The following is a 14782-nucleotide window of genomic DNA, read 5'->3' as shown; positions in this document are numbered from 1 at the left end:
CGTCGGTCCGCATACTCCCGTTCCTTTCGTCAGCCTACCTTCCGGACCGATGAACACTTCCCCCACGCACCATCGCCGCCCGTCCATCTTCCCGACCGCTCTCGGCGCGGCGCTCACCTTCGGCGGCGTGCTGTTGGGCGCGCATGGGGTGCAAGCTGCGGAGGTGGCGGCGGAGGTTGCTCATGCCGGTTTGCCGCATCTGGACGGACGGCTGCTGGGGGCGGTGTGGGTGGTTCCCTTCGCGGGGATCCTGCTGTCGATCGCACTGTTCCCGCTGCTGGCGCCGATGGTCTGGCACCATCATTTCGGCAAGATCTCGGCCGCCTGGGCGCTGGCTTTTCTGGTGCCCTTCGCTGCGACCTTCGGGGTCGACCTCGCCACCTATGAACTGCTGCACACGGTCCTGCTGGAATATATCCCCTTCATCGTGCTGCTGACCGCGCTGTTCACGGTGGCGGGCGGCGTGCGGCTTGCCGGGTCGCTGGTGGGGACGCCGCTGGCCAACACCGTCGGGCTGGCGCTGGGCACGGTGCTGGCCAGCCTGATGGGCACCACCGGCGCCTCGATGCTGCTGATCCGCCCGCTGCTGCGCGCCAACGAGCACCGGCGCCACAAGGTCCACACGGTGGTCTTCTTCATCTTCCTGGTGTCGAACGTCGGCGGCTCGCTGACGCCGCTGGGCGACCCGCCGCTGTTTCTGGGCTTTCTGAAGGGGGTCGATTTCTTCTGGCCGACGGTGCATCTGCTGGCGCCAATGGCCTTCCTGTCCGCCCTGCTGCTGGTGATCTATTTCGGGCTGGACCTCGTCCTGCACACCCGCGATCCCGGCAGGCACCCGCTGATCGAGGGTGTGCATGAACGCGAGCCGATCCGCATCGAGGGCAGCGTCAACCTGCTGCTGCTGATCGCCATCGTCGGCGCCGTGCTGCTGAGTGGCGTCTGGCATCCCGGTACCGGTGTCATGCTGTACCATGTGACGGTGCCGCTGGAGACCATCGTGTCGAATCTCCTGCTGCTGGGCATCACTGGCCTGTCTCTGGCGCTGACCAGCAAGCAGAGCCGCCGCCTGAACGGCTTCAGCTGGGGGCCGATCCTGGAGGTGGCGAAGCTGTTCGCCGCCATCTTCCTGACCATCATCCCCGCCATCGCCATCCTGCGGGCCGGCACCGACGGTGCGCTGGGTGCCATCATCTCGGCGGTGAACGAGGGCGGGAAACCGAACCCTGCCGCCTATTTCTGGGCGGCCGGCATCCTGTCCAGCTTCCTGGATAATGCGCCGACCTATCTGATCTTCTTCAACACGGCCGGCGGCGACGCGAAACTGCTGATGACCGACCTGTCGCTGACGCTGACCGCGATCTCCGCTGGTGCGGTGTTCATGGGAGCCAACAGCTATATCGGCAATGCTCCCAACTTCATGGTCAAGGCGATCGCGGAGGAACGTGGCGTCGCCATGCCCAGCTTCTTCGGCTATATGGCTTGGTCCTGCGGCATCCTGGTGCCGCTGTTGGGGCTGACCACGCTGGTCTTCTTCCTGTGACGGTCCCTATTCTGTAACAGCCGCCTCACGAAACCAATCGTCACCGCCACCGTTAACCCGCGATAGGGCTGCCTTTCCGTCCGCAGCCGGACGGGTGCTGCGCGGCGTAACGGCTGGAGGGTGACGTGGTTTCGATGGGTCTCGGCTGGAACATGGGTGCGGGCTTCAAGGCGGGGCGGCCGATGGCTGCGCCCAGGCAATCTCGCTCTGATCAGGTCCCATCGGCGGGGCAGGTGCCATCGGTCTGAGCGGCCGGAGCCTGCGCCATGAATACGCAGACCAACCCCCGCCACCTCCACTCCCTGACCCCGCTGCGCGGCATCGCGGCCTTGTGGGTGGTGGTGTACCATTACAGCTTCCAGTATTTCCCCAACCTGCATCCTGACAGCTACACGCATCTGGTGCAGAAGGGCTATCTGGCCGTCGACCTGTTCTTCATGCTCAGCGGCTTCGTGCTGACGCATGTCTATCACGGAATCTTCACGGACTCGGTCGGCGACAAATACTGGGCGTTCCTGCGGGCGCGCATTGCCCGGCTCTATCCGCTGCATCTGGCGGTCCTGCTGTTGTTCGTGGCGACTGCGTTGGCCGTCCGCGCGGTGGAGTATGCCGCCACCGGCAGCTTCCCGGCGATTCCGCTGAAGGGAGCCGAGTCAGTATGGGCGCTGGTCGCCAATTTGTTCATGCTTCAGGGCCTTTATGCCAGCATGCTGAGCTGGAACTACCCGGCTTGGTCGATCAGCCTGGAGTTCATGGCGTATCTGGTCTTCCCCTTTGCGCTGCCCTGGGTCTGGCGATCGAGCGGGCGGATGCAGGCCGTCCTGGCGGCCGGTGCCCTGGCGACGCTCTGTATGCTGGCCTGGGCGACGCAGGACAATCTGAACCAGTGGGACGGACCCCAGACCCTGCTGCGCTGCCTGCCGGAATTCCTGCTGGGAACACTACTGTACAGCGCATATCGCAGCGGGCTTGCCGCGCCGGTGCTGTCCAGCGACCTGACGATGGCCGGGGGGGTGTTTGCGATCCTGTTTCTTCTGCACACCGGCGGGCCGGATCTGCTCGCCGTTCCGCTGTTCGCCCTGCTGATCCTGGCGGCGGTCGCCAACCGCGGACGGGCAGCGGGTGCCCTGAATGTCCGGCCGTTGGTGTGGCTGGGTGACGTATCCTATTCGCTCTACCTGATCCACGGCTTCGTCGAGTATGCCACCACGCGGCTGCTGGGCTTGGGGCTGGGCATCTACGACCGCAAGGCTTTGCCGGGCGGCTGGTCGATGGCGCTGTTGGTGGCGATGGTCACGGCTTGCCTGTTGATGGCCGGCCCGGCTTATCGGCGGATCGAGGTGGGCGGACGGCGTCTTCTGCGGGAGGGGCCGGGCTTCGGCCGCCTGACGCTGGCAACGGCCGGCCGGCGGGGCGACTGAGGCAAAAAAATGCGCCCGGAGGCTGAAGCCGCCGGGCGCAAAGGCACAGTACGAAAGAGGATCATCAGCAGTGATGATGCAATCGGGAGATCGATTGTGGGGCCACCCTGTCACGGGTCGTGCGTGTGCCCCTTGACCGCGGTCAAGCTTGAGCGAAAGAGTGGGTCATCAATCTCCCAGCGCCGGCTTCGGCAGCGCGCCACCCAACCCGTCGTCCTCCACCTCTTCGGTCTGCGGCCGCGGCACGCGGAACCATGCGGCGTAGAGCGCCGGCAGGAAGAAGATCGTCAGCACGGTGGCACCCGCCAGGCCGCCCATGATGGCCACCGCCATTGGTCCCCAGAACACGCTCTGCGTCAGCGGAATCATGGCGAGGATCGCCGCGGCGGCGGTCAGCGCGATGGGGCGGGCACGGCGGACCGTCGCCTCGACGATGCTGTCCCAGCGCGACCGGCCGCTGCGGATGTCCTGTTCGATCTGGTCGACCAGGATGACCGAGTTGCGCATGATGATGCCGGCCAGCGCGATGACGCCCAGCATGGCGACGAAGCCGAAGGGCAGGTTGAACAGCAGAAGCGAGGCGGTGACGCCGATCAGCCCCAGCGGTGCGGTCAGCAGGACCATGAACACCCGCGAGAAGCTCTGCAATTGCAGCATCAGCGTGGTGACCATGATCAGCAGCATCACAGGCATCATGGCGTTGATCGAGTCCTGGCCCTTGGCACTCTCCTCGATGGCGCCGCCCATGGTGATGGCATAGCCGTCCGGCAGGGTGGCGCGGAGTGCGTTCAATTGAGCGTTCAGCTGGGTGCTGACCACGGGGGCCTGAAGGCCGCCGGTGACGTCGCCCTTGACCGTCATCGTCGTCTCGCGCGCCCGGCGCCACAGCACCGGTTCCTCCAGTTCATAACGCACGGCGGCGACCTGGCTGAGGGGCACCGTGGTGCCGCGGCTGGTGCGGATGTTCAGTTCGCCCAGACGCGACAGGTCCATCCGCTCTTCCGGAGTGGTGCGCAGCAGGACGCCGATCAGTTCCGTTCCCTCGCGGTATTGGGTGACGGACATGCCGTTCAGCAGCAGTTGCAGGGCATCGGACAGATCCTGCTTGGACACGCCGAGCGCGCGGGCCTTGGCGGTGTCCACCTCCAGCCGGATGCGCTTGGACAGCTCATCCCAGTCCAGATGGACATTTGCGGTGTTGGGGTGGGCGCGCATGGTGTCGCGCACCTGATAGGCGACCTTGCGGATGGTCGCCGGATCCTCGCCGGTGACGCGGAACTGTACCGGGTAGCCGACCGGTGGGCCGTTCTCCAACCGGCCGATGCGGACGCGGGCGGCGGGGAAGTCGGCTTCCAGCGTCGGTTCCAGCCGCTGCATGAAATGCTCGCGCTCCTCCAGCCCCTTGGTCATCACCATGAACTGGGCGAAGTTGGCGGTTTGCAATTGCTGGTCCAGCGGCAGGTAGAAGCGCGGCGAGCCGCCGCCGGTGTAGGCGACCCAGTAATCGACGTCCGGGTCCTTCGCCAGCACCGCTTCCATCCGCTTCACCTCGGTCGCCGTCGCCTCGAAGGAGGAACCTTCGGCGAGCCGGATATCGATCAGCAGCTCCGGCCGGCTGGCCGACGGAAAGAACTGCTGCTGGACGTGGCCGAAGCCGACCAGTGCGGTGACGAAGGCCGCCACCGTGACGCCGATGGTGACCCAGCGCGCCCGCACGCAGGCCTCGATCATGCCGCGCAGGATGCGGTATGCGCGCGTGTCGTAGATGTCCAGCTCATGGCCGTCGGGAACCACATGCTTGGGTTTGGGCAGCAGCAGCCAGCCGAGATAGGGAGTGAAGATCACCGCCACCACCCAGGACAGCAGCAGCGACAGCGCCACCACCCAGAAGATCGAGTTGGTGTATTCGCCGGCCGCCGACGCCGCGAAACCGACCGGCACGAAGCCGGCGGCGGTAACGATGGTGCCGCTCAGCATCGGGAAGGCGGTGGAGGTGTAGGCGAAGGCGCCGGCCTTCAACCGGTCCCACCCCTGTTCCATCTTCACCACCATCATCTCCACCGCGATGATGGCGTCGTCCACCAGCAGGCCCAGCGCGATGATGAGGGCGCCCAGCGAGATGCGCTGGAGATCGATGTGCAGGATCTGCATCGCCACCAGCGTCATCGCCAATACCAGCGGCACCGCCAGCGCCACGACGATGCCGGTGCGCCAGCCCAGGCTGACGAGGCTGACCAGGATGACGATGCCCAGCGCCTCGGCCAGCGATTCCATGAACTCGCCGACCGAATGCTCGACCACCTTCGGCTGGTCGGCGACCTGCGCCATCTCCAGCCCGACCGGCAGTTCGGCCCGGATCTTCTCCATCGCGGTGTCGAGCTGCTCGCCCAGCTTCAGGACGTTGCCGCCCTTCGCCATCACAATGCCGATCCCGATGGCGTCGTGGCCGTTGTAGCGTAGGGTATAGCGGCGCGGCTCGACGTAGCCGCGCTTGACCTCGGCCACGTCGCCGATGGTCAGCAGCCGGCCGCCGCTCTCCACCGGAATCGCTCGCACCGCCGCCGCGGTGTCGAGGCCGAGGTCGAGACGGACATAGACCCGCTGCGATCCGGTATCGACGTCGCCCGATGCGGCGATGGCATTCTCGCGCTGGAGCGCCTGGATCACCGACTCCACCGGCAGGCCGAAGCTGGCGAGCCGCTGGCTGGAGATCTCCACATAAACGCGCTCCTCCTGCGGAGCGATCAGATCGATCTTCTCGACGCCCGGCAATTTCAGCAGGCGGGCGCGGGCCTGTTCGGCCACCTTCTTCAGCTGGGCTGGGGTGAAATCCTCGCCCATGAAGGCGTAGATGCCGGAATAGACGTCGCCGAATTCGTCATTGAAGAAGGGGCCGATCACGCCGTCCGGCAACGTCTGGCGAATGTCGCCGATCTTCTTGCGCACCTGATACCACAGGTCCGCCACCAGCTTCGGCGGGGTGGAATCCTTCAACTGGACGAAGATCACCGATTCACCCGGCTTGGAATAGCTGCGGGCGACGTCGTAGTAGGGTACCTCCTCCAGCTTCTTCTCGATGCGGTCGGTGACGAACTGTTCGACCTCGCGCGCTGTGGCGCCCGGCCATTGGGTGCTCACCACCATCACCTTGAAGGTGAAGGACGGATCCTCCGCCCGGCCCAGGGTCTTGTAGGCGAGCGCACCGGCCAGCACGCTGGCGAGCATCATGAACAGCACCAGCGTGCGGTGGGCCAGCGCCCAGGCCGAGAGGTTCATGCGGGAGTGGTTCATCGCGCCGGCTCCGTCCAGACGCGGACTTTCTGGCCGGCATCGAGCTTGTGCACGCCGGCGGTGACGACTCGCTCGCCGTTCTTCAGGCCGCTACCGATCAGGGCGAGATCGCCGGCGTAAGCCGCGACGGTGACGGGACGCAGTTCCAGCCGGTCATCCGGCGCGGACAGCACCCACACCGCCGGCTTCTGCTCCCGCTGCGCCAGTGCGCTCAGCGGCAGGCGGGCGACGGGGGCGCCATGGTCGGCGGCGGCGACCACGGTCGCGGTCATGCCGAGCTGGACCGTCGGCGGCGGATCGGTCAGGGAGATCTTCGCCTGGAAGGTGCGAGTGTTGGCATCGGCACTTGGCGACAGCTCGCGCAGGCTGCCGGCGATGCTCTGGCCCGGCAGGGACCACAGTTCCACCGCCAGCTTCTGGCGGGGCAGGGTGGCGACGCTCTGCTCGGGAATGTTCGCCACCGCCTCCAGGCTGCCCAGCCGGGCGACGCGCAGGGCGGTCTGGCCGGCCGCCACCACCTGTCCCGGCTCGATCAGCGTCGCGGTGACAATGCCGGCTTCGTCCGCCACCAGCGTGGCATATTGGGCGGAGTTGTCGAGGACGCGCAACTGCGCCTCCACCTCCCGCACCTTGGACTCGGCCTTGTCCAGCGTCGTCTTGCGACGGTCGTATTCCTGGCGGGTCGTCCATTCGCCCTGACGCAGGCTGGCATAGCGCTGGAAGTCGCTGCGCGCGTTGGCGGCGTCGGCCTGGGCGGAGGCGAGCTGTGCCTGGGAGGCGCGGATCTGCAATTGTAGATCGGTGGGGTCGAGGCGGGCCAGCGGCATGCCGGGTTCGACGCGGGTGCCGACCTCCACCAGCCGGGCGGTCACCTTGCCGCCGACGCGGAAACCGACATCGGCCTCCACCCGCGGGCGGATCACCGCAGGGTAGTGCACGCTGTCCATCAGCGGTTCCAGCGCGACCGTGGCAACGCGGACCGGCCGCACCTCTCCCTCCGGCGGGGTGGAGGCGGAGTGGGTTTCGTTGCAGCCTGCAAGCAGGCCCGCCACCGTCAGAAGCGCCGTTGTCGCCATGACGGCGGGCACAAGCCGCCTTTCGTGGAATCGGGCCATACCACGTCTCCCCACTGGACTGGACTGTATCGTACTGCTACCGTCCTACTCCGGGACCCAGCCAACGTCAAGAGTGAACGGTACAGTTCAGTGCAGTCATTGGAGCAGAATACGTCGCAACCGACCGTGTCCTATGATGCGAAGGCGGAACAGATTGTCGCCGCCGCGCGGGAGGTGTTCCTGGAACTCGGCTATGCCGCCACCTCAATGGATCAGGTGGCGCAGCAGGCAAGGGTTTCCAAAACCACGCTCTACACCCGCTTCCCGTCGAAGGAGGAGCTGTACACCGCGGTGATTTCGGCCGAATGCGAACGGCGTGGCCTGCGCTTCCAGCCGGAGATGTTCGACGGGCTGCCCCTGCGCGACATCCTGGTGCAGGTCGGCCGCCGTTTCGTCGATCTGCTGTGGTCGGATGCGGCGATCCGCGTCCATCAGGCCGTGGTGGGGGAGGCGACGCGGATGCCGGTTGCCGCACAGCTCTATTTCCAGGCGGGGCCGGAACAGGGAATCGCCAATTTCATCGCCCTGTTCACCCGGCTGAACGACCGTGGCCTGATCGCCACCGATGATCCGGCCTTCGTCGCCCGGCAGTTCCTGGCCACGATGCAAGGTGGCGCCTATTGCCAGCTGATGCTGGGCCTCTGTGCGGAGCCGACGGAGGAGGAGCGATATGCCTTCGTCGAAAAGGCGGTTGACCTGTTCCTGCGCGGCGTGGCGCCTGCTACACCGTGACAGGATCTGCTTTCTTCGAGATGGATGTGTCGCCTATGTCCGCCTGCCCCTGCGGTTCCGGCCGCGTTTTCGACGATTGCTGCGGCCCGATTCTGGCGGGGCAGCCCGCGCCGAGCGCTGAAGCATTGATGCGGTCGCGCTACACCGCCTTTGTCCGTCACGATATCAACCATATCGAGCGGAGCTGCGTTCCGGAAACCCGCGCCACCTTCAGCCGCGCCGATGTGGAGCGGGTGGCGCAGGAGTGCGAGTGGGGGCCGCTGACGGTGATGAAGGCGGAGGAGAGCGGCGACGACGGAATGGTCGAGTTCTTCCTGACCTTCCAGCGCGACGGCGAGGACTGGCCGCTGCACGAGCGGTCGCGGTTCCGGCGGGTGGACGGCCGCTGGCTCTATGTCGACAGCGTCCTGAATCCGAAGGACCCGCCGCGCCGTGTGGTGAAGGTCGGCCGCAACGATCCCTGCCCCTGCGGTTCGGGGAAAAAGCACAAGGCCTGCTGCGGGCGTTGACCCAACGCCCGCAGCCGTCGTGCCTCAGCTGATGCCGAGATAGCGGCCCGGCTTGTGGTTGATCGCCAGCGTGAGATTGACGATGCCCGCCCCCAGCACCGACAGCAGCAGCCGGTCCGGAGCCAGCACGGAGAAGGCGCCGGCCAGGATGGCGAGGTCGACGCCGAGCTGGAAATAGCCGGCGCGGATGCCGTAGCGTTCCTGTAGGTAGATCGCCAGGATGTTGACGCCGCCCAGCCCGGTGCGGTGGCGGAACAGCATCAAGAGGCCGGTGCCGCACAGGCCGCTGCCCACCACCGTTGCATAGACCGGATCCAGATGGGTGAAGCCCACCCACTGGTCGGTCAGGCGCGAGAACAGCGTCACCAGCGCCACGGCGATGAAGGTGCGCGCCGTGAACTTCCAGCCCAGCCGCTTCCAGGCCAGCCAGTAGAAGGGCAGGTTGATCGCGAAGAAGATGATGCCGAACTGAACCTTGGTGACGTAGCTCAGAAGCAGCGCCAGCCCGGCGGTGCTGCCGGTCAGCAGCATCGTCTTGGAGTAGATCAGCATGCCCAGCGCGATGAACAGCGTGCCCATCAGCATGGCGAGCGCGTCTTCATAGAGCTGGTGACGCTCCACTGCGGCGGGTGGAGCCTGGAGGGTCGCGGCCATCGTCGTCCCCAGCCTCAACGGAGGGCGGCGAACTTCGCCACCACATCGTCCACCTCGGCCGACTTCAGGCCGGCGATGTTGATGCGGCCGGAAGTCGGCATGTAGATGGCGTGGTCGGCGCGCAGGCGCAGCACCTCCGCCTCGGTCAGCGGCAGCAGGGAGAACATGCCTTCCTGCTCCGCCACTGCAGTCAGGGCGGGGAAGGCGCCGGCCAGACCGGCGGCCAGCTTGCGGCGGATGCCGGCGATGCGGGCACGCATGCCGTCCAGTTCCGCCCTCCAGTCGGCGGTCAAAGCCGAGTTGCTCAGGATGGTGCGGACCACCGCGGCGCCATGGTCGGGCGGCATCGAATAGCTGGTGCGGGCCAGCCCCATCAGGTTGGACTTGGCAAGCTCGGCGGCGGCCGGCGCGGCGGCGACGGCGAAGATGGCGCCGGTGCGCTCGCGGTAGAGGCCGAAGGACTTGGACGACGACACGGCGACCAGCGTTTCCGGCACGGCGCCGATCAGGTGGCGCAGCCCCTCCGCATCCTCGTCCAGCCCGCGGCCGAAACCCTGGTAGGCGATGTCGACCAGCGGCAGCACGCCGCGCTTTTCCAGCAGTGCTGCCAGTTCCTTCCATTGGTCGAGCGACAGCGGCGCGCCGGTCGGGTTGTGGCAGCTGCCGTGCAGCAGGGCGACGTCGCCGGGCTGAGCCGCCTCGAACGCCGCGACCATGCGGTCGAACAGGACGGTCTGGCCGGCGGTGTCGAAGAAGGGATGGCTCACCACTTCGAGGCCGGCGGCGGCGAAGATGCCGATATGGTTGGGCCAGGTCGGCTGGCCGACCAGCACGCGCTTCGATCCGCCGCGTAGGACGAGGTCGGCGGCCAGGCGCAGGGCGCCCGACCCGCCGGGGGTCTGCACGCCGGCGGCGGTGACCCTGGTTCCGGCGGCACCGCCGACCAGCGACCACAGCCGCTCCAGATACAGCGCATCGCCTTCCAGCCCCAGATAGGACTTGCTGTCCTGCCCATCCAGCAGCAGCCGTTCCGCCGCCTTCACCGCGTGGAAGACCGGGGTGCGTCCCTCCTCGTCGCGGTAGACCCCGACGCCGAGATCGACCTTGCCCGGCCGCGGATCCTGCCTGTACAGCCCGATCAGGGCAAGCAGGGCGTCGTCGGGCTGGCGGGAGAGCGCGTTGAACATGGCGGTTCGTCCGGTCCTTGGTGGCGGAGATGATGAATTCGGCCGGGTGGTCCGACCGGTGCGATCCTCCACTTTCGCGGCCTCCCGGACAATGCCGAACTTCTCAACGGCGTATTGCCTTACAGGAAAGGGTCGGCGTCGGCGGCGGTGCGGCGAAGGGGGACGGGAGATCGTCAGCTGATGCCGAAGCGGCGGCGCGCTGCGATCAGGGAGGCGAAGCTCAGCGTCGCCAAAACCATCAGGTAATAGCTGGGCGACAGCTTGCTGCCGGTGGCGCCGGTCAGCCAGGTCATGGCGAAGGGACCGAGGCCGCCGAACAGCGTGACGCCCAGATTGTAGCTGAAGGACAGGCCGGTGGCGCGGGTGGAGCGGGGGAACAGGTCCGACATCAGGGCGGGCAGGGCGCCGAAATAGACGGACTTCAGCGTCGCCAGCCACATCACCACCGCGATGATGATCGTTGCCGTCGGGCTGGCGGTCAGCAGAAGGAAGCAGGGGAAGAAGGATGCGAACATCAGCACTGTCGCGATCAGCATGGCGCGGGTGCGGCCCAGCCGGTCGGACAGATGGCCGACATAGGGCGTCAGCACCGTCAGGATGATGGCGCCGGCGAAGGTGCTGGCATAGCCGACGGTCGGCGTCAGGCCCAACTGCTTCACCGCATAGGTCGGCATGTAGACCAGCAGGTAGTTCACCGCCGTCGAGATGATCAGGCAGCCGATGGCAATCGTGAGCCGCAGCTTCTGCGAAGCGAAGACGGTGGCCACTGCCGCACGCTCGCCGTCCTGCGGGCGGTCCTCCTCGGAAGGCTCCGGTTCGTCCAGATGGCGGCGGATGTAGAGACCGACCGGACCGACCAGCAGGCCGAAGGCGAAGGGAAGGCGCCAGCCCCAGTCCTGCAGCTGCTCTGCCGGCATCCAGGCGGTCAGCAGCACGCCGAACAGGGCGGCCAGCGCACTGCTGATCCCCTGGCTTGCGAACTGCCAGCTGGCGATATAGCCGCGGCGGTCGGGCGCATGCTCCACCAGGAAGGCGGTGGCGCTGCCGAACTCGCCACCGGCGGAAAAGCCCTGGATCAGGCGGGCGGCCAGGATGCCGATGGGGGCGAGGATGCCGATGCTGGCATAGCCCGGCATGAAGGTGATCATGGCAGTGCCCAGCACCATCAGCAGAATGCAGGCCAGCATGGCCGCCTTGCGCCCGACCCGGTCGGCATAGTTGCCGAGCACCAGCGCACCGAGCGGACGGGCGAGGTAGGAAATGGCGAAGGTGCCGAAGGCGAGCATCAGCCCGACCGTCTCGTCGGCAGCGGGGAAGAAGGCCTTGGTGATGTAGAGCGCGAAGAAACCGTAGACCGCGATGTCATACCATTCCAGCGCATTGCCGATCGAGGTGGCGATCAGCATGCGGGTCAGGTTGAAGTCCTTTGCCGGAGCCTTCGCTCCTGCTGTGCCCATCGCCTGGGCAGATGCCCCGGTTGCCGTCCCTGTCGTCATTCGTGAAGTCTCCCAGAATGTCGTCGTCTGTTTTCGCGGCAGCGGTTCGGCCATCCCTTTGTCGGGTTCGCTCGTCACCGCGGTCGCCTGTCGCTGGTGGTCCTCGGATAGTGCCTGGTTGCTGTTAGCGGGCGGCCCGTTCACCCAGATCCCAGAACAGGCCGGCCATGATCCGCAGCGCCTCGTCGGCGACCGGGAGCAGCAGATGCTCGTCGGGGGCGTGCTGGTTGCAGCCGGGATAGGAGTGCGGCACCCACAGGGTGGGCAGGCCCAGGTCCTCGACGAAGAACTCGTTGGGCAGCGAGCCGCCGAAGTTTGGCAGAAGCGCCACCGGCTTGGCCGTGGTCCGTTCCATCGATCCGACAGCCCAGCGCACCCAGTCGTCGTCGAGGTCGAGGCGGGTCGCGTTTGACATCACGGCGGCGGAAACCTCCATGTCGCCGAAGCCGTTGGCCGCCAGATGGGCCTTCACCGCCTCACCCGCGCCGACGGCATCGGTGCCGACGACGAAGCGGAGTTGCAGCACCGCCTCCGCCTTGCCGGGGATGGCATTCACCGGGCGCTGGGTGTTGCCGGCCGACATCGCCAGCACCTCAAGCGTGTTCCAGCCATAGACGCGTTCGGCCGGCGACAGGCCGGGTTCGCCCCAATCGGCGTCGATCTCCGGCTCGCCCGGACCGGACACCACCGGAATGCCGGACAGCGCTCGGCGCACCGCATCGGACAAGGGCGGTGGACGCAGCCCGTCGACCAGGATGCGGCCCTGGCCGTCGACCAGACAGGCGATGGCGGCGGACAGTCGCGTCGCCGGGTTCACCAGCAGGCCGCCCCAATTGCCGGAATGATGTCCGCCCGGCCGCAGGTCCAGCGTCAGCCGGATGTTCAGTCCCCCGCGGGCACCGAGGAACAGCGTCGGCCGGTCGGCGGCGATGCGCGGCCCATCGGAGCTGATCATCACGTCGGCCTTCAACCGGTCGCGCCGGCTGCGGCAGATCGCCTGAAGCTCCGGCGAGCCGATCTCCTCGCCCATCTCCAGCAGCAGTTTCAGGTTGAAGCCGACGCGGCCCTGGCGGGCCTTCAGCACGGCCGCGAAGGCGGCCAGATTGATGCTGTGCTGGCCCTTGTTGTCGGCGCTGCCCCGGCCGTACAACCGGTCGCCGCGTACCGTCGCCCGCCAGGGCGACAGCCCGTCCGACCAGCGGTCCTCCATGCCGGCCACCACGTCGCCGTGGCCGTACATCAGTACGGTGGGCAGGCTGGAGTCCTCGTGCCGCTCGGCGATCAGGAACAGGTTGCGCCCGTCCTCCGCCGCCCGGCAGATCTCCGTCGTGAAGCCCATCGCGAGCAGGGTCGGCGCGATCTCGTCCGCCAGATAGGCGTGCAGGACGCCCGGATCCCCGGCAGTGCTGTCCGTCCGGTGGGCCATCCGGCGGTCGAGGTCGGCGACGAAAGCACCGGACTGGAGATGGTCGGCCGTCTCCGCCAGAACGTTGCCGCGGCCGTCATCGTCGATCCCGGCCGTCTGGCTTCCGGCCGCAAAGCGCTCCATTGACAATCTCCGAAAGGGGGGAGTATCGAGCGGCGCCAAGACGGTCCCGCCGTTGCCCGCCGGTCTCGGGCAACGTCGCGGCCTTCGGCGCAGCGCGTTTTCTGAACGATGCCGATCATCGACGACTTTCGGTTTTGATGACAATTTCAATATTCTCAAACTCGCTTTGACTTTCAGGAAAGCGGGGGGACCGTGCCATGCTCAGTACCGCCTTGCGCTATTTCCTGGAGGTCGCCCGCACCGGTTCCCTCAGCGAGGCGTCGCAGCGCCTGCATGTCACCGTTTCCGCAGTCAGCCGCCAGATTGCCAAGCTGGAGGACCAGCTGGGCGCCCCGCTGTTCGACCGGCATCCACGCGGCATGGTGCTGACCGTATCGGGCGAGTTGCTGGCCGATTACGCCCGGCGCAGTGCCCTGGAAGCCGAACGGGTGGCGGTGGAGGTGCGCGAGGGCGTGGGCCTGAGCAAGGGAGCGGTGCGCATTGCCGTGTCCGATGGCGTCGCCCTGATCGCGTCGCGCGCCGTCCGCGCCTTTCAGGCGGAGCATCCCGACGCCGCCGTCGATCTGACCGTCGCGGCCTCCGAGGTGATCGTGAAGCAGCTTCGCCAGGGGGAGGTCGATCTGGGGCTGGTTTTCACGCTTTTGCCGGAAGCCGATTTGCGGATCGAGAAAAGCTGGTCGACCTACACCTGCGTCTTCGTCCGGCGTGACCATCCGCTGGCCGCACTGCCCAGCGTGACCATCGACGATCTGCGCGGCGTCAAGCTGGCACTGCCCACCCACAACACCATCGCCCGCGTCGTCGCTCTGCTGCGAGTGGACGAGCGGACGATGCAGGCCAGCACCTTCACCTCCAACTCCTTCGCGATCATCTGCGATTACGTGCGAGGCGAACGGGCGGTCGGCATCGCCAGCGACATCGCCATCCGCAGCCTGGGCGACGGCAGGTCGGGAGAAGGCAGGGATGGCGACGACGGCTTCGTCGTCATCCCTTTCGCCCAGCCCGACCTGTACAAGCGGACGGTCCAGCTCTATGGCAGCGGAGGACGGATTCTGTCGGGAAGCGGCATGCTGCTGCGCAATATCCTGATCGGCGCCGTGGATGCGGCGGCGTCGGCCTGAACCGAAGCCGGACTGGCGGCGTTCGATTTTTTGCTGGACAGCCTGTCATGGCGCGGATACTTCAGAAAGACAGGTGGTTTCGCAAACCAATGGTCGTCGGCCGGTCTCCGACACCTTCGGGTTCCACCGCTTCATCCTCTCGTTTGCCAGATGGTTGCCAATCGGCA

General features: G+C 66.9%; 11 protein-coding genes. 5 read left to right on the top strand and 6 right to left on the bottom strand.

The window, feature by feature from the left end:
- The first annotated feature begins 49 nt into the window (after nucleotides 1-49).
- Together J2848_RS24435 and J2848_RS24430 are read left to right on the top strand one after the other, a co-directional pair.
- On the top strand, nucleotides 50-1540 hold the full coding sequence (locus tag J2848_RS24435) for a sodium:proton antiporter (RefSeq protein ID WP_149232955.1): 1491 nt from the start codon (nucleotides 50-52) through the stop codon (nucleotides 1538-1540).
- A gap of 266 nt (nucleotides 1541-1806) precedes the next feature.
- Nucleotides 1807-2961, top strand: a complete 1155-nt coding sequence (locus J2848_RS24430; protein WP_149232954.1) for an acyltransferase family protein — start codon at nucleotides 1807-1809, stop codon at nucleotides 2959-2961.
- 168 nt (nucleotides 2962-3129) lie between these two features.
- Here J2848_RS24430 and J2848_RS24425 read toward each other — a convergent pair whose 3' ends face one another.
- The gene (locus J2848_RS24425) at nucleotides 3130-6252 is read right to left on the bottom strand and encodes an efflux RND transporter permease subunit (protein WP_149232953.1); all 3123 of its coding nucleotides are present in this window, start codon (nucleotides 6250-6252) and stop codon (nucleotides 3130-3132) included.
- Entirely contained in the window at nucleotides 6249-7367 is a 1119-nt protein-coding gene (locus tag J2848_RS24420) for an efflux RND transporter periplasmic adaptor subunit (protein WP_149232952.1), read from the bottom strand. Before J2848_RS24420 ends, J2848_RS24425 begins: the two co-directional genes overlap by 4 nt.
- Before the next feature lie 126 nt (nucleotides 7368-7493).
- Here J2848_RS24420 and J2848_RS24415 point away from each other — a divergent pair, with 126 nt between their 5' ends.
- Nucleotides 7494-8099 carry a TetR/AcrR family transcriptional regulator gene (locus tag J2848_RS24415; protein WP_246194017.1) on the top strand — a complete coding sequence of 202 codons (606 nt, stop codon included), beginning with the start codon at nucleotides 7494-7496 and terminating at the stop codon, nucleotides 8097-8099.
- A gap of 20 nt (nucleotides 8100-8119) precedes the next feature.
- Nucleotides 8120-8608 (top strand): YchJ family protein, encoded by a 489-nt coding sequence (locus J2848_RS24410; protein ID WP_318604366.1) that lies wholly within the window; start codon nucleotides 8120-8122, stop codon nucleotides 8606-8608.
- Nucleotides 8609-8632: 24 nt separating this feature from the next.
- Here J2848_RS24410 and J2848_RS24405 read toward each other — a convergent pair whose 3' ends face one another.
- The 4 genes from J2848_RS24405 to J2848_RS24390 all read right to left on the bottom strand — a co-directional run bounded on the left by J2848_RS24405 (nucleotide 8633) and on the right by J2848_RS24390 (nucleotide 13494).
- On the bottom strand, nucleotides 8633-9262 hold the full coding sequence (locus J2848_RS24405) for a YitT family protein (protein ID WP_149232949.1): 630 nt from the start codon (nucleotides 9260-9262) through the stop codon (nucleotides 8633-8635).
- Nucleotides 9263-9276: 14 nt separating this feature from the next.
- The gene (locus J2848_RS24400; RefSeq protein WP_149232948.1) at nucleotides 9277-10449 is read right to left on the bottom strand and encodes an amino acid aminotransferase; all 1173 of its coding nucleotides are present in this window, start codon (nucleotides 10447-10449) and stop codon (nucleotides 9277-9279) included.
- Nucleotides 10450-10622: 173 nt separating this feature from the next.
- Nucleotides 10623-11945 (bottom strand): MFS transporter, encoded by a 1323-nt coding sequence (locus tag J2848_RS24395; protein WP_211103228.1) that lies wholly within the window; start codon nucleotides 11943-11945, stop codon nucleotides 10623-10625.
- A 124-nt stretch (nucleotides 11946-12069) separates the two neighbouring features.
- Nucleotides 12070-13494 carry a M20 family metallopeptidase gene (locus J2848_RS24390; RefSeq protein WP_149232947.1) on the bottom strand — a complete coding sequence of 475 codons (1425 nt, stop codon included), beginning with the start codon at nucleotides 13492-13494 and terminating at the stop codon, nucleotides 12070-12072.
- 197 nt (nucleotides 13495-13691) lie between these two features.
- Here J2848_RS24390 and J2848_RS24385 point away from each other — a divergent pair, with 197 nt between their 5' ends.
- Complete coding sequence (locus tag J2848_RS24385; RefSeq protein WP_149232946.1) at nucleotides 13692-14615, top strand: LysR family transcriptional regulator; 924 nt, start codon at nucleotides 13692-13694, stop codon at nucleotides 14613-14615.
- Nucleotides 14616-14782: the final 167 nt, after the last annotated feature.

The sequence above is a fragment of the Azospirillum lipoferum genome, assembly GCF_024170005.1.
GTDB classification, from domain to species: domain Bacteria; phylum Pseudomonadota; class Alphaproteobacteria; order Azospirillales; family Azospirillaceae; genus Azospirillum; species Azospirillum lipoferum.
Note: the sequence above shows the minus strand (reverse complement) of the source record. Positions and strands in the feature narration are given on the sequence as shown.

Coding starts and splice junctions, on each gene's coding strand:
- J2848_RS24410 (WP_318604366.1), top strand. CDS start 8,120: ATGGATGTGTCGCCTATGTCCGCCTGCCCCTGCGGTTCCGGCCGCGTT.
- J2848_RS24425 (WP_149232953.1), bottom strand. CDS start 6,252: ATGAACCACTCCCGCATGAACCTCTCGGCCTGGGCGCTGGCCCACCGC.
- J2848_RS24400 (WP_149232948.1), bottom strand. CDS start 10,449: ATGTTCAACGCGCTCTCCCGCCAGCCCGACGACGCCCTGCTTGCCCTG.
- J2848_RS24405 (WP_149232949.1), bottom strand. CDS start 9,262: ATGGCCGCGACCCTCCAGGCTCCACCCGCCGCAGTGGAGCGTCACCAG.
- J2848_RS24435 (WP_149232955.1), top strand. CDS start 50: ATGAACACTTCCCCCACGCACCATCGCCGCCCGTCCATCTTCCCGACC.
- J2848_RS24430 (WP_149232954.1), top strand. CDS start 1,807: ATGAATACGCAGACCAACCCCCGCCACCTCCACTCCCTGACCCCGCTG.
- J2848_RS24420 (WP_149232952.1), bottom strand. CDS start 7,367: ATGGCCCGATTCCACGAAAGGCGGCTTGTGCCCGCCGTCATGGCGACA.
- J2848_RS24395 (WP_211103228.1), bottom strand. CDS start 11,945: ATGACGACAGGGACGGCAACCGGGGCATCTGCCCAGGCGATGGGCACA.
- J2848_RS24385 (WP_149232946.1), top strand. CDS start 13,692: ATGCTCAGTACCGCCTTGCGCTATTTCCTGGAGGTCGCCCGCACCGGT.
- J2848_RS24390 (WP_149232947.1), bottom strand. CDS start 13,494: ATGGAGCGCTTTGCGGCCGGAAGCCAGACGGCCGGGATCGACGATGAC.